Source organism: Nocardia sp. NPDC051832, assembly GCF_040681285.1.
In the GTDB taxonomy this organism is placed as follows: domain Bacteria; phylum Actinomycetota; class Actinomycetes; order Mycobacteriales; family Mycobacteriaceae; genus Nocardia.
Genome location: NZ_JBFAYL010000001.1, coordinates 1,315,252 through 1,333,859, shown reverse-complemented (window position 1 = coordinate 1,333,859; position 18,608 = coordinate 1,315,252). Strand labels below are relative to the sequence as shown.

The 18,608-nt window shown below is 69.0% G+C and carries 15 protein-coding genes and 1 tRNA gene; 5 read left to right on the top strand and 11 right to left on the bottom strand.

Features of this window, described 5'->3' with window-relative positions; all coding sequences use genetic code 11:
- Nucleotides 1-16: 16 nt before the first annotated feature.
- Nucleotides 17-1,426, bottom strand: a complete 1,410-nt coding sequence (locus tag AB0M14_RS05890; protein ID WP_364989256.1) for a DUF3662 and FHA domain-containing protein — start codon at nt 1,424-1,426, stop codon at nt 17-19.
- 237 nt (nt 1,427-1,663) lie between these two features.
- Here AB0M14_RS05890 and AB0M14_RS05885 point away from each other — a divergent pair.
- A tRNA-Leu gene (locus tag AB0M14_RS05885) sits at nt 1,664-1,746 on the top strand.
- 260 nt (nt 1,747-2,006) lie between these two features.
- Nucleotides 2,007-2,774 (top strand): SDR family oxidoreductase, encoded by a 768-nt coding sequence (locus tag AB0M14_RS05880; protein WP_364989253.1) that lies wholly within the window; start codon nt 2,007-2,009, stop codon nt 2,772-2,774.
- 1 nt (nt 2,775) lies between these two features.
- Here AB0M14_RS05880 and AB0M14_RS05875 read toward each other — a convergent pair whose 3' ends face one another.
- Entirely contained in the window at nt 2,776-3,399 is a 624-nt protein-coding gene (locus AB0M14_RS05875) for a class I SAM-dependent methyltransferase (protein ID WP_364989251.1), read from the bottom strand.
- A gap of 137 nt (nt 3,400-3,536) precedes the next feature.
- Between AB0M14_RS05875 and AB0M14_RS05870 the strand changes: the two genes are divergently transcribed.
- Nucleotides 3,537-4,946 carry a hypothetical protein gene (locus AB0M14_RS05870; protein WP_364989248.1) on the top strand — a complete coding sequence of 470 codons (1,410 nt, stop codon included), beginning with the start codon at nt 3,537-3,539 and terminating at the stop codon, nt 4,944-4,946.
- 1,203 nt (nt 4,947-6,149) lie between these two features.
- Here AB0M14_RS05870 and AB0M14_RS05865 read toward each other — a convergent pair.
- Nucleotides 6,150-7,157, bottom strand: coding sequence for a stage II sporulation protein M (locus AB0M14_RS05865; RefSeq protein ID WP_364989246.1), 1,008 nt, complete (start codon nt 7,155-7,157; stop codon nt 6,150-6,152).
- Between the two features lie 43 nt (nt 7,158-7,200).
- Between AB0M14_RS05865 and AB0M14_RS05860 the strand changes: the two genes are divergently transcribed.
- On the top strand, nt 7,201-7,977 hold the full coding sequence (locus AB0M14_RS05860) for an RDD family protein (protein ID WP_364989243.1): 777 nt from the start codon (nt 7,201-7,203) through the stop codon (nt 7,975-7,977).
- Here the strand turns inward: AB0M14_RS05860 and AB0M14_RS05855 are convergent.
- From AB0M14_RS05855 to AB0M14_RS05825, 7 genes are all read right to left on the bottom strand, one after another.
- On the bottom strand, nt 7,974-8,435 hold the full coding sequence (locus AB0M14_RS05855; RefSeq protein ID WP_364989241.1) for a MepB family protein: 462 nt from the start codon (nt 8,433-8,435) through the stop codon (nt 7,974-7,976). The two genes, AB0M14_RS05860 and AB0M14_RS05855, sit on opposite strands and share 4 nt — an antisense overlap.
- Nucleotides 8,436-8,474: 39 nt before the next feature.
- Nucleotides 8,475-9,431, bottom strand: a complete 957-nt coding sequence (locus tag AB0M14_RS05850; RefSeq protein WP_364989238.1) for a lipase — start codon at nt 9,429-9,431, stop codon at nt 8,475-8,477.
- A gap of 87 nt (nt 9,432-9,518) precedes the next feature.
- Nucleotides 9,519-10,814, bottom strand: a complete 1,296-nt coding sequence (locus AB0M14_RS05845; protein ID WP_364989236.1) for a DUF58 domain-containing protein — start codon at nt 10,812-10,814, stop codon at nt 9,519-9,521.
- A gap of 2 nt (nt 10,815-10,816) precedes the next feature.
- Nucleotides 10,817-11,800 (bottom strand): MoxR family ATPase, encoded by a 984-nt coding sequence (locus AB0M14_RS05840; RefSeq protein ID WP_364989234.1) that lies wholly within the window; start codon nt 11,798-11,800, stop codon nt 10,817-10,819.
- Nucleotides 11,797-12,924, bottom strand: a complete 1,128-nt coding sequence (locus AB0M14_RS05835) for a DUF4129 domain-containing protein (RefSeq protein ID WP_364989232.1) — start codon at nt 12,922-12,924, stop codon at nt 11,797-11,799. The genes AB0M14_RS05840 and AB0M14_RS05835 overlap by 4 nt, the downstream gene beginning before the upstream one ends.
- Nucleotides 12,921-13,751, bottom strand: coding sequence for a hypothetical protein (locus AB0M14_RS05830; protein ID WP_364989230.1), 831 nt, complete (start codon nt 13,749-13,751; stop codon nt 12,921-12,923). The genes AB0M14_RS05835 and AB0M14_RS05830 overlap by 4 nt, the downstream gene beginning before the upstream one ends.
- Before the next feature lie 174 nt (nt 13,752-13,925).
- A complete protein-coding gene (locus AB0M14_RS05825; protein ID WP_364989227.1) occupies nt 13,926-14,492 on the bottom strand; it encodes a TetR/AcrR family transcriptional regulator in 567 nt (188 codons plus the stop codon).
- Nucleotides 14,493-14,570: 78 nt separating this feature from the next.
- Between AB0M14_RS05825 and AB0M14_RS05820 the strand changes: the two genes are divergently transcribed.
- Nucleotides 14,571-16,148 (top strand): MFS transporter, encoded by a 1,578-nt coding sequence (locus tag AB0M14_RS05820; protein WP_364989226.1) that lies wholly within the window; start codon nt 14,571-14,573, stop codon nt 16,146-16,148.
- Nucleotides 16,149-16,230: 82 nt separating this feature from the next.
- Here AB0M14_RS05820 and AB0M14_RS05815 read toward each other — a convergent pair whose 3' ends face one another.
- Nucleotides 16,231-18,015, bottom strand: a complete 1,785-nt coding sequence (locus AB0M14_RS05815; RefSeq protein ID WP_364989224.1) for a DUF4407 domain-containing protein — start codon at nt 18,013-18,015, stop codon at nt 16,231-16,233.
- Nucleotides 18,016-18,608 lie beyond the last annotated feature (593 nt).

Here is an 18,608-nt window from a genome sequence, read left to right as displayed (position 1 = left end):
ACGCGAGCTTACGGGATCAGACGATTCGGATCAGGATCTCGGAATGCCCGGCGCGGATGACATCACCGTCGGCCAGCTGCCAATCCTGCACCGGCGAGCCGTTGACCAGGGTTCCGTTGGTGGAGCCCAGATCCGAGAGCATCGCGGTCTGGCCGTCCCAGCGCACCTCGATGTGGCGGCGCGAGACGCCGGTGTCGGGCAGGCGGAAATGCGCGTCCTGGCCGCGGCCGATGATGTTGCTGCCCTCCCGTAGCTGGTAGGTGCGGCCGCTGCCGTCATCCAGCTGCAGAGTGGCCGAGTAACCCGAACCGGCCGGGGCCGCACCGGCATACGGCGCGGGGGCGGAGTAGCCGGGCTGGGCGCCGTAGCCGGCCTGTTGCGAGTAGGCCTGGCCGTAGCCGCCCTGCTCCTCGGCGTAACCCTGTTCGCCGTAACCGGGTTCGGCGTATCCCTGCTGGCCATAGCCCTGCTGCTGGCCGTATCCGGGCTGGCCGTAGCCCTGCTCCGCGTACCCCGGTTCGCCGTAGCCGGGCGCCTGCCCGTAGCCCTGCTGGCCGTAGCCAGGCTGCTGGTAACCGGCGCCGCCCTGGCCGTAGCCCGGCTCCTGGTACCCGGCCGGCGCCTGGCCGTAACCCTGTTCGCCATAACCTTGCTGGCCGTACCCGGCAGCGCCCTGGCCGTAGCCGGGTTCCTCGTAACCGCCGGGCGCCTGGTACCCACCGGGCGCCTGATAGCCGGCCTGGCCGCCCTGCTGCTGCTGGTAGTCGTAGCCGTTCTGGTAATCGCCGTAACCCTGCTGGCCCTCGGGCGCGCGGTAGTTGTCGGCGCCACCCTCGTAGGGTGCGCGGTACTCCTCGCGGTAGGCGCCGTTGGGCGGGTTGGGCCGCCCCGCCGGCGGCGGTGCGTACCCGCGATTGCGTGGATCGGACTCCGCGGGCTCACGGCTCGGGTCGTAGCCAGAGTTCTGCGTCATGGGGCCAGCTCCTGGTTGCGGGTTTGCAGGTCGTTGTGGCGAGGGTTCCGGGCGGTGAGCTGGTGTAGCTCCGCTGCCGGCGTCGGGATCAACCCGGCCGCGTGCCCTGAACTGTCCGGTGTGCAGCGTAGGTGATGCCTCGAACGCTACGTGTACTTCGCCGTAGGTCTGCCACCCCTGATCGCGGATGTAGTCCTGGAGATGTTTGGCGAACGCACGGGTCGTGAGTGTGTGGTCGGCGTCGAGTTTGCCGTGATCGGAGGAGTTGATGGTGATCACATAACTGTTCGGCGCCAGCAGATGTCCGCCGCCCACGTCCTCGATGTGCTCGGAGGCTTCGCGCTGCAGCGCCGCCTCCACCTCCTTGGGTACGACATTGCCACCGAAGGCGCGAGCGAAGACATCGTCGACGGTGCCGCGCAGGCGAGCTTCGAATCGCGAAACGATGCCCATCCCGGCCTCCCTTCGTCGAACGTCTTCCCCGAGTCATAGCCCATTTCATAACAACGACACGCGCGTATGGCGTGTCGTGTGTCGACCACGTTCATTGCATGATATCCACGATCGTCCACACCTGTAACTCCTGGAAGCCGTCGCGGGTTCCCATCGCCCCCAGGAGTCACCAACGGTATCGCTGAACAGGCGATTTCGTTTCCGAGACGCACCCGTGATAACTTCTTCTAGTCGCTCGGGCGAGTGGCGGAATGGCAGACGCGCTGGCTTCAGGTGCCAGTGTCCTTCGGGACGTGGGGGTTCAAGTCCCCCTTCGCCCACTTCACTCGATAAGAGGCCCATGCTCACACAGAGCGTGGGCCTTTTCTCGTTTCGTCATTGTTGTGGGGGCGGAGCCCCCACAACCCGCCCCGGAGGGGCTGCGCCCCCCGGACCCCCCTTCCTCGGGGCGCGGGTCTCGAAAGTGGCTCAGTTGGTCGTCGATTTGGGGGTTGGGGGGCCTGTCGGGCGTGGCGGCGGAGGTGGGAGGGTGATTTCGGTCTCTATTGCTTCCGTGCGAGAACCTGTTCTAGTTTGGGGCATGCGCAGATATGAGGGCCGTCGAGTGCTGGTGACCGGAGCGGGATCGGGTATCGGACAGGGCATCGCCCTGCGCCTGCTCGACGAGGGGGCGCAGCTGATCGCCGCCGATATCGACGAGGCCGGCTTGCAGACCACCGCGGACAAAGCCGGCGACGGCGCCGAGCGGCTGCGGACCGTTCAGGTGAACATCGCGGACCCGGCCTCGGCCGCCGCGGGCGTCGCGGCCGGACTCGAATTCCTCGGCGGGCTGGACGTTCTGGTGAACGCGGCTGGCATCCTCAAGCCCGCCCGCACGCACGAGATGCCGCTGGACGCCTGGAATCAGATCATCACCATCAACCTGACCGGCACCTTCCTGATGACCCAGGCCGCGCTGCCCGCGCTGCTGGATTCCGGGCACGGCGTCGTCGTCAACCTGTCCTCCACCGCGGCCACCAACGCCGCCCCGTATCTCGCGGCGTACGCGGCGTCCAAGGGCGGCGTCAACGCCTTCACCCACGCCATCGCGCTGGAATACGCCAAGCAGGGTCTGCGCGCGGTGAACATCCTGCCCGCCGGCATCACCTCCGGCATCACCACCAAGTCGATCCTGGATCAGCCCGAGGGCGCCGATTGGAAGCTCTTCGCCCGCTTGACCGGCTGGCTCAACGAGGGCGCGCTCGGCAGCCCCGACGACATCGCGGGCGTGGTCGCCATGGTCGCCTCCGACGACGGCCGCTACATGACCGGGTGCGAGATCCGCGTCGACGGCGGAGCGGCTATGTAGCTCACTTCGGTGTGGCGATCAGCAGATGCGAGGGAACAGGGCGGCCCGGGAGCTGCCGGTGTTCGACGGTGCAGCCCGCGCGTTCCAGCGCGGCGCTCACCTCGGCGACCGGGCGCAGCGTGAATCCGTAGGGGGTGAACGGCATTTTCGCCATCGCGTCCGGGTCGCCGATGCCGATCACCAGCTTGCCCCCGGAGCGCACGGCGCGGGCCAGTTCCTGGCAGGCGGCGTCCAGATCCGGCACGAAATAGATGGTGTTGACGGTGATGGCGGCGTCCAGGCTGTCGTCGTCGAACGGCAGCGCGGTCAGCGATCCTTCGCTGAGCCGCAGGCGGTCCGCGCCGATGTCGCGCGCGAATGCCGAACGCGCCCGGGCCAGCATGTCCGGGGAGATCTCGACGCCGTGCACGGTCGCGCCGTCGCGGGCGAGCAGGAGTTCCAGGCCGACCCCGCCGCCGAAACCGATGTCGGCGACGGTAGTGCCGGTGGCCGCGTCGGCCGCGGCTTCGATCAGGCCTTTGTTGCCGCGGTTCAGGATGAAGGCCACACCCTTACCCAGCACACCGTGCGGGTTGCCGAGTTGACCGGCAAGGGTGGACAGGACTTTCGCGCGCACACCAGGCATGTGGTCCATCGTAGGGAGCCGGGGACGTGAACGGCTTGGACGAATTGAACGGTGCCGGTTCAAATACTGTTGCCGCAGGCGCCGATCCGCTTGGATCGGCACGGACGTGCTCGACTCGACTTCGAAAGCTGACCCGTATGCGTTCGCCGATTGTTCTCCTCGCCGCCTGTGCGCTGGCGCTCGCGCCGGCCGGTTCGGCGCAGGCCGCCGAGTGGGGGCCGCTGGCGCCGCCGAACCCGCATCTCGGGCCGGTGGGTACGTCGACGATGCACGGCGACGCGGGCTCGTCGGACGCGACTCCGCTGGCCGGGCCGGGAGCGGGCCAGGTTTCGGTGGGCGCGTATCCGCTGGCTTCGGCCTGCCCGACGCTGCTGCAAGGGGCCGATGGCTTGGTGGTGGCGCTGTGCACCGCGATCGTCGGACAGAAACCGACGGTGCATCTGCTCGATCCCGCGAGCAACAGTCCGATCGGCACTTCGCTGGCCGCGCTCGAATTGGCGAAAGGCAGTCTGCTCGGCGGGGTTTACGCGTACCTGGACAACAGCGATCGTCTGGTGGCCGTGGACGGCGACCGAAAACTGCTGCGCATAGGACATTCCCGGGAATCCGGGCGCTGGCGCCTGACCGTGGACAATTCCACGGATCTCGCCGGCGTGATTCCGGTGGGCGACAACGTGACCGGTCTGGTGCCCGATTGGTCGGGGAATGTCTGGTTCGCGACCGGTAAAGGTGTAGTCGGTCTGGTGACTCCCACGGGTGTGGCAGCAACCCTCGGGCTGCCCGCGGGTGAGCAAGTGGCAAACAGTATTTCGGCCGCGCCGAGCGGGCGGATCGCGGTGGCGACCACGCACGCGCTCTACGAGTTGCGCACCGACCCGAGCGGGCGGCCCGAAATCCTTTGGCGCGCCGCTTATGCGCGCGGCTCGGCGCGCAAGCCGGGCCAGCTCAGCTGGGGGACCGGTTCGACGCCTACCTATTTCGGGCCCGAAACCGGTGCGGAGTATCTGACGATCGTCGACAACGCCGACGATCAGGTGCGCGCACTGGTGTACCGCTCCGGCGGCGGCGAGCTGGTGTGCTCGCAGCCGGTTCTCACCAAGGGCGGTGCGGGTAGCGAGAATTCGCCGATCGGGATCGGGCGGTCGCTGTTCGTGGCGAGCACCTACGGCTACCCGTATCCCGCGGTGCCGGCGGACGCGGGGCCGGCGGTGCCCGCGAGCGCGCCGTTCACCGGCGGGATGACCCGGGTCGACGTGGACGAAAACGGTTGCCGCACGGTCTGGGAGAACACGGTGCGCAGCGCCGCGGTTCCCCACCTGTCCACAGCCGACGGCAATCTCTACACAGTGAGCCGGGTGGGGCTGAATATCACCACGCCCCTGGACGGTTACGCCTTCACGGTGCTGGATCCCGAGACCGGCGCGGTGCGGTCGAATCGGCCGCTGCCGGGCACGATCGTCGACGATCCGCTGCAGATGTCACCGCTGATCAGCACCGGCGGCCGCGTGCTGCAAGGCACGATCACCGGAATCCTGCGTATCAGCTGAGCTTTCGCGCGCGGCCTGTGGATATCTGCGGCTGCCCTGTGGAATTCGGCTCTCCGAAGCGGGAAAGCGCTGGTAGAGCGCCGGTACCGGGTTCGGCGTACGGACCGCCGGTGAGATGCCGGATTTCCCGGCCGCATAAGCGCTGTGGCGGGTCCGGTTTGCGCCGTTCGCCGGGTGTACGCGAGCCTGTGGATAGCTGGGGTCAAATTGTGGATAACCGTCGGCCGTGACCCGCGTTTGTGCTGGCTGTGGCGGCGCGGTTCAGGCCGGGGCAGGAAAACCGCTGTGCCGCACAGGCTGTGTACACGGTGTTGGCGCAACTGCGCCGCGCTCCCGTTAGCGCGCTGGTCGCGGCCGGTTTCGGCGCTCGGTCGGTAGATCAGCGCAACTGTGCACAGTGCGGGCCCGGTCTGTGGATCGCGGGTCGTCCGGTGTCATATTCGGCATGGCTTATGGGTTGTCCACAGGTGAGTTGTCTCGGTGCTGGCCATGGTGTTCACGGAGCTGCTCACCGGCCCGAATCCGGCCGCTGACCGAACTCTGGGTTATGGCCACTGGCTCGCCCCGGAAACTCGGCTGAGGCGAAGATCACACCGGCTGCCGGAGTTGCGGCTGTGCTGCTGTTCGCCGTGGATCGCGCCGCACCGGCCGCTAGGTTTCTGTAACTGGTTATCGGTGGGATGAGCATGTCTGGAGTATGTCCAGGGGTCAAACCCTAGGCGCGCATGTTGCAAATTGCCCAATAAACAAACCTTAAGTCGCTTTCTCATCTTGCTAAATCCAGCAATCCGAACGGCAACCCGGAAGTCGCAGGTAGACAGCCTTCGCGTGAAGGCCGAGCCCTCCTGGCAGGTGGATGGCAAATCGATCTAGCAACGGCTGTCGCGTTTGGATGTACTGGCGTTATCGATATTCGTAACCAGTAAAGCGACCTGCTCAGGGCCCTTCCGGGCGTTGTGCGCGGGGCAGCCACGGGATAGCTGGAGGTGTGAAAAACGCTGCCGTCAACGGGGTTTGCTGGAGAGCTGCTAAATACGCTTGACATCCGTGCGGGGGGTTGCGTAGGGGTAACGATTGTGTAGAGTTAACGCCAACGCTGACCGCAGCTGAGCTGGACTCGCTGCGGTCAGCGGAACTCAAATGGGGGGTTCCGAGACTACGCCGTGATCCGGCGTTGCTGCCGCGCTTTCGTCCCCGTATCGCTCAGCGTGTGCTCGGCGTTGTCTGCCAAGGGTTGTCGAGGCTCTCCGGCACCGGGTTGCTGTCCTCCGCGAGCGCGGCGCGCCGGCCCAGGCCGAACACATACACCAGAAACAGGGCCTCCGCGAGGAACCCGATGCCGATTCGCATCGAGCCCGGCAGCCCGCTCGGCGTCACGAAACCTTCCAGCAGACCGGACACGAACAGCACCGCCACCAGGCCCAGCGCGATCGTCGCCGTCGCCCGGCCCTGCCTGGCCACCGCCTCCAACCGGCTCAGCCGGCCCGGATCGATCAACGTCCAGCCCAGCTTCAGCCCCGCGCCGCCGGCCACGAAAACCGCGGTCAGCTCCAGCATCCCGTGCGGCAGGATGTAGCCGAAGAACGCGTCCAGCCGCCCCGCCTCGGCCATCAGGCCCGCGGTGACACCGACATTCACCGCGTTCATCACGAGCATGTAGACCACGGGCAGGATCAGCACGCCGGTGAACAGGCAGATGGCGCTCACCCACGCGTTGTTCGTCCAGACCTGCGCGGCGAACGCGTCATTCGGATGCTCGGTGTAATAGGTCTCGAACTTGCCGCCGGGCGCGGTGATCGCGGTGTTGTCCGCCGGGATGCCGAACAGCTCGCGCGCCGCGCCCGACCCGCGCACCCATTCCGCGATCCCGGCGGTCAGCAGGACGAACAGCGCGCCCGCGGTCGCCCACCAGACCCAGGTCCGGTAGACCGCGGCCGGGAACACGTGCGTCCAGAACCGGCCGAACTCGGACCACGGATCGGACTTGGTGCTCAGCACTTTGCCGCGCGCGCGAGTCAGCACCGCGCTGAGCCCGGCGATCAGCTCCGGCTCCGGACTGTGCGACTGGAGCCGGGCCAGCTGCTGTGAGGTGCGCCGGTACAGCGCGACCAGTTCCTCCGCTTCCGCGCCGGTGAGCTTCCCCCGCCGGGATAGCTGATCCAGGCGGTCCCAGGACCGCCGGTGCATGACGCTGTAGGCGTCCACGTCCATTTCGGTTGCCTCCCATACCGCCGATGGGAAGAATGCTAGTCACATGGCTGAATTCACCACCGGGGAAGCGGTCTCGCTAGAGCTACCGATCGCCCGGATCCCCACCAGGGCCACCGCGTTCCTCGTCGACGTGCTGGTTCAGTTGATGCTGGGCTTCGTCGCGCTGATCATCGTCGCCCTCACCCTCGAGGCGCTGGACCCCGGCGACGCCTGGGAAGCCGCGATCCTGCTGCTCACGGTCGTCGCGATACTGGTCGGCTACCCGGTCGCCTGCGAAACCCTCAGCCGCGGCCGGTCGCTCGGCAAGCTTGCGGTCGGTCTGCGCGTGGTCCGCACCGACGGCGGTCCCATCGATTTCCGGCACGCCCTCACCCGCGGTCTGGCCGGCGCCATCGTCGACTTCTGGATCTTCGGCGGGTTCGGCGCGATCGCGGTCATCACCTCGATCTGCTCGCCGAACGCGCGCCGCGTCGGCGATGTCCTCGCGGGCACCGTGGTCGTCCACGCCCAGCAGCCGCTGCCCCGCCCGGCGCTGGCCCTGCCCCCGCCGTGGCTGGCGGGCTGGGTCGGTCAGCTCGACCTCACCGGTATCCCCGAGGACCTCGCCCTCGCGATCCGGCAATATCTGACCCGCCTGCGCACCCTCACCCCCGCGGCGCAATCCGGCCTCGGCCAGCAGCTCGTGTCTGCCGTCTGCACCCGTCTCCAGGTCACCGCGCCCGCGAACTATCCGCCGGTCCAGATTCTCGGCGCGATCATCGCCGAACGTCAGCGTCGGGCCCTCACCCCGGCAGGCCCCAGCCTGGTGCGCACCGGCTAGCTCGCGACATAGAACTCGAGCTGCCAGGACTGCGATCGCCGAGCCTGATCGCTTGTCGCCGAGACCCACGGCGGGTAGAGGCGGAATCCGCGCTTTCCCCCAATGCCATTGCGCGACACAATGTCTCGCTGCACCAGCGCGGCCAGCGGGAATACGAAGTACCCATGATTCGCGCTGTCGCCGACGCTGATGACGAAGTATCGAACCTGATCCTCGACGTCGAACGGCCGAATCGGACCGTCAGTCGAGCGCTGCCAGATCGTGACGAACTGTCCCGGCTTCTTGGGCGTCGTTTTCGCGATCCGAAACCGAATCGGCGCGCCGTCGACGGAGAACGCAAATCCGCCGTACTGCGCACTCTCGGGTTCCGCAGTCGGAGCGGTGCAGATTCGCCCGTCCCACAGCAGTTCCCGAGCCAGCAAGAGTTCTTCCGGGAGCTCGGTAGACCAGCCCGTCACGACGACATTCTATCGGCCACCCGGCCTGAGCCGATCCGGCTAGCCGGTGAACGGCGGGATGAACTCGCAGGGGACCGGGCGTGGGTGGGCTGGGTCGAGGGCGTTGAGGGCGAAGGCGGCGGCGCGGGGGCTGCCGGCGATGCCCGCGTGCTCGGAGAAGTCGGATTCGCAGCCGTCCTGGACGGTGATGTTGGTGGCGTTCGGGCCCGGAACGAGGCCGACGGTGTACGGCATGACGGCTTCGTCGTAGCGGGTGGCGATATTGGTGTAGGTGACGGTCGAGTCGTAGACGCCGTCGGCGTTCAAGGCGGCCAGGAAGGCGGAGCCGCCGAGCATGGCGGGGCAGGCTTGGCACACGCCCAGGGTGAGCATGGAGTCGACGGCGACGGCGGGTGCGCCCAGGGCGCGGCCGAAGGCGCGGATGAGGTCGGTGCCGTCTTCCCAGATGCCGAGCCAGGGCGGGGCGATGCCGACGAACTTGTCGACCTTGCCGGAGCCGCCCAGGCGCTTGATGTAGTAATTGCCGACGAAGTTGCCCTGGGAGTGGGCGACGATGTCGACCCGTTCGGCACCCGTGGCGGCCCGGACGCGATCGATGAAAGCGCCGACCTGGGCGGCGCTTTCGGGGATCGGGCTCATGCCGCCGAGCTGGTTGAGCGGCCAGGGCACGGCGAGCGCGCCGTAGGTGAGGGAGTAGACGCAGTAGCCCTCGTTGGCGAGCAGCGGCGCGTAGGCGCCCCAGTTGGTCTGGCCGCCCCCGGCCGTACCGTGCACCAGCACAACGGGATTGGGGTGCGCGGCGGAGGGACGGCAGGACCAGTCGTTGGCCCCGGGCAGTGACCCGTTCGGATTGGTCAGCTCGTGCGGGATGCCGGCGAAGAAGTTGTAATCCACCGGCAGTTCGGCCTGGGCGGGTGCGCTCGCCGCGGTCCACAGCGCGGCCAGCGCCGCGATGATCAGCAGTGATTTCGGTGAGCGTCGGAACAGCGCGCGCATCAGGGGGCCTCCAGTCAGGTCTGCCCCGAGAATCTAACTGGAACCGGTTCTAAATATGCGGGAAATCGCCAACTGGGACAGTGGGGTTCACAGGGAGCCGGACTGCTTCAGTTCGAGGTACTCGTCGGCGAGCGCTTCGGGCAGCCGGTCCGGGGGAGCGGACACCACGGCGATACCCATGCGCCGCAGGGATTCCTGCACCAGCGCACGCTCGGCCAGGATGGATTCGGCTGCCGCCGCGGTGTAGAGGTCGTCGAGACGGTCGCGCCGGACGGCGGCCGCGGCGATGTCCGGGTCGGTGACCGAGACAATCAGGACCCGATGCCGTACGGCCAGTACCGGCAGCACCGGAAGCAGGTTCTCCTCGACCGCCGCGCCGTCCAGCGTGGTGAACCAGACGACCAGGCTGCGCCGGCGCGCCCGCTGGATCACGGCGCGCACCAGACCGGGGGCATCGGTGTCGACCAGGGCGGGCGTCACACCGGCCAGCGCGTGCATCAGCTTGAGCTGCAAGCGATTTCCGCCGATGCCGCGCACCTCGGCGCGGACCTGCCGGTCGTAGGCGAGCAGATCGACCGAATCACCGGCGGCTCCGGCGATCCCGCCGAGCAGCAGGGCGGCCTCGATGCTCGCGTCCAGCCTGGTGCCCTCGCCGACCCGGCCCGCGCTGATCCGGCCGGTGTCCAGCAACATCATGACGTGCCGGTTGCGTTCCGGCCGCCAGGTCCGCACCAGCACGTCGGTCGCGCGCGCGGTCACCCGCCAATCGATGGACCGCACGTCGTCACCGGCGACATACTCACGGAAGGAATCGAATTCGGTGCCCTGCCCGCGGGTGTTGGCGACATTGCGGCCCTCCAGATGCTGCAACCGCTTCACCTTCGAGCGCATCAGCCGTTCACTGCGGAACGGCGGCAGCGCCCGCACCCGCGCGGGTACCGTGCGGCGAGTCTGCCGGCCCGCCAACCCGAGTGGACCGAGCAGCCGCAGCGTCACCGGGCCCGCGACGCGGTCACCGCGATAGGTGGGCGTGAGGGTGGTGCGCAGCCGCACCATCGTGTTGGGCGCCAAGTGGATTCGGTGCGCGCGGTTGCGGGTGCGGGCGCTGTCGGGCCAGTCGTCCCACAGATAGCCACGCACGGTGCGGTTCCCGGTGTTGGTGACCACGAGTTCCACCTCGGCGCTGCGATCCAAGCGCACCACGGTGAGCGGTTCGCGCGTCAGCGTCACCTCGCGCGCTCGCGCCACCCACCCCATATCGATCAACAGCAGCCAGCCCAGGATCGAGGTCACGAAGATGATCCCGCCCCAGCCGTGCAATAGGGCGGCGACCAGCACCGCACCCAGCGCCGCGACGGCCGCCAGCCGTCCGGTGACGACCACGGCTACACCGGAACCGGGACCGACAGCAGCAGCGACGAGAGCACGCCCTCGGTCGTCACGCCGTCCAGTTCGGCTTCCGGCTTCAGCTGCAGCCGGTGCCGGAGTACCGCGGTAGCCACGTATTTCACGTCGTCCGGGGTGGTGAACGCGCGGCCGTTCAACCAGGCGAAGGCGCGCGCGGCCGCCATCAGCGCGGTCGCGCCGCGGGTGGAGGCGCCGTGCTGCACGGCGGGGGAGTTGCGGGTGGCCCGGCACAGATCCACCGTGTACGCCAGCACTTCGGGGCTGATCGTCACCTGCGCGACCGCCGCCCGCCCGGCGCTGATGTGCGCGGGCCCGGCCACCGGGCGCAGCCCGGCCGCGGTCAGGTCGCGCGGATCGAAGCCGGCGGCGTGGCGCTGCAGAATGCGGAATTCGTCGTCCCGGCCGGGCAATTGGATGTCGACCTTGAACAGGAACCGGTCCAGCTGCGCCTCCGGCAGCGGATAGGTGCCCTCCTGCTCGATCGGGTTCTGGGTGGCGATCACCACGAACGGGTCGGGCAGCAGCCGCGGCTTGCCGTCCACCGAAACCTGGCGCTCCTCCATCGATTCCAGCAGCGCCGACTGCGTTTTCGGGGGCGTGCGGTTGATCTCGTCGGCGAGCAGCAGATTGGTGAAGACCGGACCGTGCCGGAAGGTGAACTCGGCCGAATGCGGGTCGTAGATCTGGGAACCGGTGACATCGCCCGGCATCAGGTCGGGGGTGAACTGCACCCGGGAGTGCTCCAGATCCAAGGCCGTCGCCAGCGCCCGCACCAGCAGGGTCTTCGCGACACCGGGCACACCCTCGAGCAGCACGTGCCCGCGGCACAGCAGCGCGAGCACCAGATACATGACGGCCTGATCGTTGCCGACGACCGCCTTGCCGATCTCGGTCCGCAGCGCGGCGAAGGCCTGCACGGCCTCCGCGGCGGTGGGGGTGTGGGTGGTGTCGGTCTGGGTCATCGGTCCCCTCCTCTGGGTCCGGCGGCGGCGCCGGCCGGTGTGCTGTTCGGCGTATCGGACTCGATCAGGTCGAGCACCGCGGCGACGATACGCAGCGTGTCGGTGTCGGGCACGGGCCCGTAGAGCGCGGTGCCGACCACGTGCTGATCGGTGCCGGTCCGTGCGCTGACGGCGGCGACGATCTGCTCTGGTCGCGCGTCCGCGGGGACGCCCAGGACGGGCCGGACCCGGCGCAGGGTGGCGGCGCGCAGTTTCGCCGCGACGTATTCGTGGTCGCCGGAGCGGCGGTACAGCGCGGACTGGCCGGCCAGCAGCTCGTTCGCGGCGACCTCCACCGGGCGCGGTTCGCGTACCAGCGCGCCGCGGCGGCGGGCCCGCCACCAGGCCAGCGCGGCCCCGGCGATCAGGAACTGCAGACCGCCGAACGCCAGCCACGAGGGCAGGCGGGTGAAGATCGAATCCTCGCCGGAGCAGAAGAGCCAGCAGGTGTCGTCGTCCTTGGGCCGCTTCGGTGGTGGCGGCAGGTCGGGCTGTTGCGGCGGTTTCGGCGCGGGCGGGGTGCCGAGCGCGTTGAGCGCGCCCCACAGGACCAAGCCCAGCGCGATCGAAGCCAATACGCCCGCCCAGAATTTCGGGTTCCGCAGCAGCGCGGGCACCGCGGGTAGGTCGCCGCGCTTGCGTGCGTCGACCTCGACCGGATCGGTTTCCTTCGGGCCGTTCTTGGGCGGCGGGGCGGCTTGGGAGTACCGGTCGGCCGAATCCAGCCGCCGGTATTCGTCCGCGGTGGCGCGGCGGCCGCCGTAGACGACCTCGTCGAAACTGTGTGCCGCGGGCTGGATCTCGGTGATCACCTCGACCGGGAGCGCGCCCGAGACGTCCTGGGCCGTTTCGTCCGCGGTGCGCGAACGCCGGACCTCGAGCACGCCGCCCTGCTCCAGGCCGCGCACCATCGCTCGGAAGCGTTCGCGCAGCGCGCGGTCGTAGTCGTGGTTCGCGGCGGCGGCGTCGGCCGCGCCGCGATGCTGGGCGGCCGGGCCCAGCGGCGCGATCTCGGGGGCGGGCGTTTCGTCCGGCGGCCGCCAGAACTCGAGCTCGGGGGAATCGTGGTGCGCGGATTCGTTCATCGGACCTGCTCCGGGATGCGGATGTCGAGACCTTCGCGGCGGCAGCGCACGTCGAGGTAGGCGACCACCCGGGTCGCCGACTCCACCATCTCGCCGAAGGCCAGGAACAGCAGCGTCACCGAGGTGACCAGCGTGACCACCGTCCACATCCGGGTTCCGGAGAAGTCGGTGATGAACAGCGCCAGGCCGAGCAGCGGCAGCATCAGCAGGAGCAACAGCCCGCGATGGGCCAGCCACACACCGGTGAGCGACCATTCCTTACCGGCGACAAGCAGTTTGGTGCGCCCGGCGGCCGTGGCCCGATCGGCCCGCTCGGCGAAGATCACCGGCACGCCGACATACTGCCGGGCGCGCCACCGGCCGATGAAGGGCAGACCGAACAGCGCGAGCAGCACCAGCAAGCTCCATCCGAGCGCGGGGACGGCGTCGAGCAGTAATGCGAAAGCCAGGAAGGTGGCGGTCCAGATCAGCGTGTAGGGCAGTTCGAACAGCACCATCGGCTGCCCGGATGACCCCATGCGGTCCAGCGCGGCCCGCCATGTGATCCGCCGCCCGGCGACATCGGCCAGCCCCAGCGCGACGGTCGCCCCGCGGAGCAGGAAGCGCAGCGCCCACGCGGCAAGCACAGTGGACAGGACCGCGGCCCACCGAATGCCGTCGTCAGAGCCCTCGGTGAGCGTCGAAACACCCACGGTGACGGCCATGACGAAGACCTCGGCCAGCACCAGACCCGCCGCCCCGAGCCGGACCAGCGCCCCGATATTGGCCTGGACCAGTGCGAACGGTACGTCGAGCAGTTCACGGAAGGTCAACGGGCGCACCGGCACCGTCGGTCCTACTGACCCTGGTGCCGGATCGTCTTCCGCCCCGACGGCACCGGCCGGGTCGGCTGGTAACACGCGGCCGAGTCTAGAGCGTCCGCGCGGCTCCCGTCACCTCGGTAAACGGTGGACTTCCTGCTCAGCCCACGTCCGCGGACCGGCCGGTGGCAGCTGAGACGTTCAGGCGGACGGCTGCTTGAGCAGGCGCGAGACGACCCGGCGGTACAGATCCGGCGCCACCGGGGGCAACCCCAGCAGGGCGCGCAGGTACAGGCCGTCGCCCACCAGCCCGACGATCTGCGCGTGGATCGGGTCCTGGATCTCGCTGTCCAAACCGGCCTGCCACTTGGCCATCACCGCGTCGAAGGCGCGGTCGGCCGCCGCCACATCGCCGTCCTGTGGACCGTCGAGGGTGCGCATGGCGGCCAGCATCGAGCGCTGCACCGCGATCTCGAGGGCATCGTCGGCGTTGTCCGGGTGCGGGGCTTGCAGATACCACTCGGCGACCGATTTGCCCTGGGCCACGGCGGTTTCCAATTGCTGGTCGGCGCGCTCGGCGAGGCGGAGGACCAGGCCCGCCAGCAGGGCGTCCTTGGATTTGAAGTGGTAGAGCAGCCCGCCCTTGGAGACGCCCGCCGCGGCCGCGACGCTTTCCAGGGTCACCTGGGCCAGGCCCTTTTCCAGCAGCAGTGTTTCCAGCGCGTCGAGGATGCGGTTGCGGGTGCTGGACGGGTCACGAGTCGTCACGGCAGTTGACTGTACCGTCTGGACGGTAAATCTGATACTGTACCGGCTGGACGGTTCACCTCCGGAAGCAGAAGGAACATGACCACCAAACCCACCGCCGCACCCGGCCCGAGCACAACCGCTCCGGCCCGGGCCACCGCCCGCACCTGGGCCGGCCTCGGCGTCCTCGCACTCGCGCTGCTGCTGATCGCGGTAGACGCCACCGTGCTCGACCTCGCGGTCCCCGCCATCAGCGCCGACCTCGCACCCACCACCCCGCAGCTGCTGTGGATCATCGACGTCTACTCGTTCGTGCTGGCCGGTCTGCTGATCACCATGGGCACCCTCGGCGACCGCATCGGGCGCCGGCTGCTGCTGCTCGTCGGCGCCGCCGGCTTCGGCCTGGCCTCGGCCCTGGCCGCCTGGGCGATCAACCCCGAAATGCTCATTGCCGCACGCGTTCTGCAAGGTGTCGCCGGCGCGACGCTGATGCCCGCGACCCTGGGCCTGATCCGCAGCATGTTCGCCGACCCCCGGCAGCGCACCATCGCCATCTCGGTCTGGGGCGCGATGGCCGGTTCCGGTTCCGCGCTCGGCCCGCTGCTCGGCGGCTGGCTGCTCGAGCACTACTGGTGGGGCTCGGTATTCCTGGTGAACCTGCCGGTGATGGGCCTGCTGATCGTGCTCGCCCCGTTCCTGGTGCCGGAGTCGCGCGATCCGAACCCGGGCCGCTTCGACCTGGCCAGTGCCGGATTGTCGATGCTGGCGCTGATCCCGATCGTCTACGCGGTCAAGGAGACCGCGGCACACGGCTTCAGCTGGCTTGCGGTCCTGGCCGCCGTCGTCGGCGTGGTCGCCGGTGTGGTCTTCCTACGGCGGCAGGGCCGACTGGCCGACCCGCTGCTCGACCTGGATCTGTTCCGGCGCCCGACCTTCCGCGCCGCGACGCTGACCAACCTGCTCTCGGTCTTCGCGCTCGCCGGTGTGCTGTTCTTCGGCTCCCAGTATTTGCAGCTGGTCCTCGGCCGCTCACCGCTGGAGGCGGGTCTGCTGCTGGTGCCGGGCACCATCGGCAGCATCGCGGGTTCGCTCGGCGCGGCCTGGCTGGTCCGCTTCTGGCGTCCGGTGCACGTGCTGTGCGGCGCGCTGCTGGTGGCCGCCGCGGGCGCGATGCTGTTCTGGCTGCTGCGTTCGGATCCGTCGGCCGCGGTGACACCGTTCGTCCTCGGCTTCACCCTGATCGGCGTGGGCGCCGGTGTGGCGCTGACGGTGTCGGCCGACATGATCATCAGCTCGGCCCCCGCCGAACGGGCGGGCAACGCCGCCGCCATTTCGGAGACGGCACTGGAAGCCGGTGTGGCCCTGGGTGTCGCGGTCCTCGGCAGCGTCGTCATGGGCGTGTTCCGGCACGGCCTGGACGTGTCCTCGGTCCCGGCCGCGCACTCGGGGGCCGCGCACGAGTCGCTGGGCGGCGCGGTCGAAACCGCCCGTGCACTACCGGAATCCATAGCGACCGAGCTGCTCGAGTCGGCCCGCTCCGCCTTTGTCTCGGGTGTGCACTGGGCGGCGACCGGCACGACTGTGATCCTGCTGCTTACTGCCGTGATGGTCTACCGGGCGGCCCGAGCCAAGCAGCCGCAGGAGGTCGAACCGTCGGCGGATGCCGAGCGGTTATAGGCACGCTTTCTGCTGGGCCGCAACTGTTCCGACGCGGCTTTGCAGGTGCGCTCGGGGTTCCAGCCGCGGGATCCGGGTGGGTTCAGTTGGCGGGTGGGAGTTCGCGCGGGCCACGGCGGCCGAGGAGCGGACGCTTTTTCGGAGCGGACAGCTCGTCGGAACGGTCGGCGGCCGAAACCTGAGGGCGCTGCGCCGGGGTTTCCGGCAGTGCCGAATAGTGCGGCTGCTGGCTGTAATCCGCGTCGACGACGGTGGCGGCGACGTGGTGGGCCTGCTGGGGAGTGCCTGGCGGGAGTTGGTAGCCGGTTGGGGTGGCGCTCATGGCCGGGGCGTGTGAATCCTGGCTGTCCACCGTGACTTTGCGGGTGCGGCGCAGGGTGAAGGTGATCTCCTCGACCTCTTCGAAGGCCTGGCGGGCGGTGCGCATCGGGTGGGTCGCGGTGTCGAAGGCGTTCGCGACGAAGGACGGCACCAAGGGCCGGATGAAGCGGGCGGCGGTGTCGGAGAACGGAACCTGGCCGATGATCGGCAGTTCCAGGCCGCCGAACTTGGGGGCGGCCGGCTGGTGCGGCACGAGTTCGCCGGTGCGGGCGAGCGGCTGGGCGGAGACGGTGGCGGGCAGGTGGGTAGACACGGTGCTGTCCTTTCCGGCCGGAAGTTCGGCGGGTCGCGGTGCTTGCCCGAGGCGCTCGGGTTCGTTGATGCCGATCTCCAGGCCGCCGATGGCGGCGATGATGCGGGTGCGCTGGCGTTCCCGGTCGATGGCGGTGTCGGCTTCGGCGGCCAGGCGGGCGGCGGTGAGTTGCTGTTCGGCGCGCAGGTTCTCGGCCTGCACGCGCACCTCCGCCTGTTTGACGGCGATCGCGGCGTCGGCGGCGCGCTCGGCCTCGTCCTGAACCGTGCGGAAGGCATTCTGCCGATCGAAGGAGGTGCTACCGCGCCACCAGCGCAGGAGCAACGGCAGCAGGGCGAGCAGCGTGAACGCCAGGAGGGTGAGCAGCCACAACACTAGGGGGACGGCAGGAGGCGGAGCTTGCGGAGCCGACGGGGTGGGTGAGGATGGCGCGGCCGCGCTGCCGAAGGCGTGGTCGTGCACGGCGAGCCAGCGTGCGCCCAGGCCGCGATCGGCGTCGGTGAATGCCGTGGAGCGGGCCGTGGCGGCGTCTTTCTCCGCCGCGGCGATCCGTTGATCGGCGGCGGTGATCCGGTCCTGCGCGGTGGCCAGCTGCCGCCGCGCGTCGCCGAGCATCTCGTTGGCGGTACGGGTCTCGGGTCCGTTGCCGGGGACGCCGGTGATCCTGGTTTGCGGGCATTGCGGAGTCGGATTGAACTCGCAGCGCGCGATGATCAACAGCCGATCGATGTCGGCCTGCGCCTGGGTGATCGCCTGGTCCAGGGCGGCGCGGTCGGCCCGCGCGCTGTCGAGTTCGGAGCGGGCGGAGACCACCAGGGGCGCTGACTCGACGCCGCGCTGCGCCTTCTCGTCCAGCAAGCGGTCGACGGTGCCGCCGAAGAGCACGGTGCTCGCCAGCTCCGCGATCAGCACGCCCGCCAGCACGGCGACCCCGATCCGGGCGAGCTGCCCACTCCGATCGGGTTCGCCGCCGGGCCGCACCGTGGCCAGCGCCCGGCCGACCGCCCCGGCCAGCAGGGCCACCACGAGCGCGATCGGTACCACGGCGACCAGCGACCATCCGGCAGCGGCGAGCGCGAGCGTCGCGACCGCGCCCGCGACCACCGCGAACAGCGCGACGACAGCGCCGGTGACGGCGTAATTGGAGCGTTCGTGTCGATAGACATCCGGCCGATCGGGGTCAGCCCACCGCAGACCCCCGCCGAGCCAGGTGAACAAGCCAATGACGGTCATGGGATCTCACATCCTCTTATGGCGTCAGGCGAAACTGTCACAGATTCGTTGTGACAGCGTGACAGGCAGGCGGCCGACACACCGAGCGCGCGGCAATGGTTGTGGGCAGCCTCACAATGGGCCGGGGAACCGCCGCTCCGGCAGGCGATTTCGCTTCCCGGGCCACTCTGGCGGTAGTAAATCCAGTGTTGCGGCCGGGCCGCCGGAAGAGTGCCGGACACTGTGGGGAATCCCACTCATTTCGATAGCTGAGAATGTGCTGTCAGCCACAGAAGATGAAAGAGCCCGAACGGTCGGATCTGTCTCCGATGCTCGTCATACCTTCTGTCGGAAATGTCTCAGGGGCCGCCGCAGCGAGGTAGCCGCCACTGCTGGGTTTGTCGATCGAGAGCGCGGGGAAATCCACTGCGATGCAGGTCGGAAGGTGGATCCACGCGGATCCACAAGCTGGCGAACGTCAAGTTTCCGCTGGTTGACACCCCGGAGCCGGGGATCGATCGGTCCGGATCCGCTGCTTTACACTGGACAACGCGCACGAGTTGGAGGACCGCATGAAGAAGCCCAGCTAGACCTGGTTATTAGTCAAACCTAAG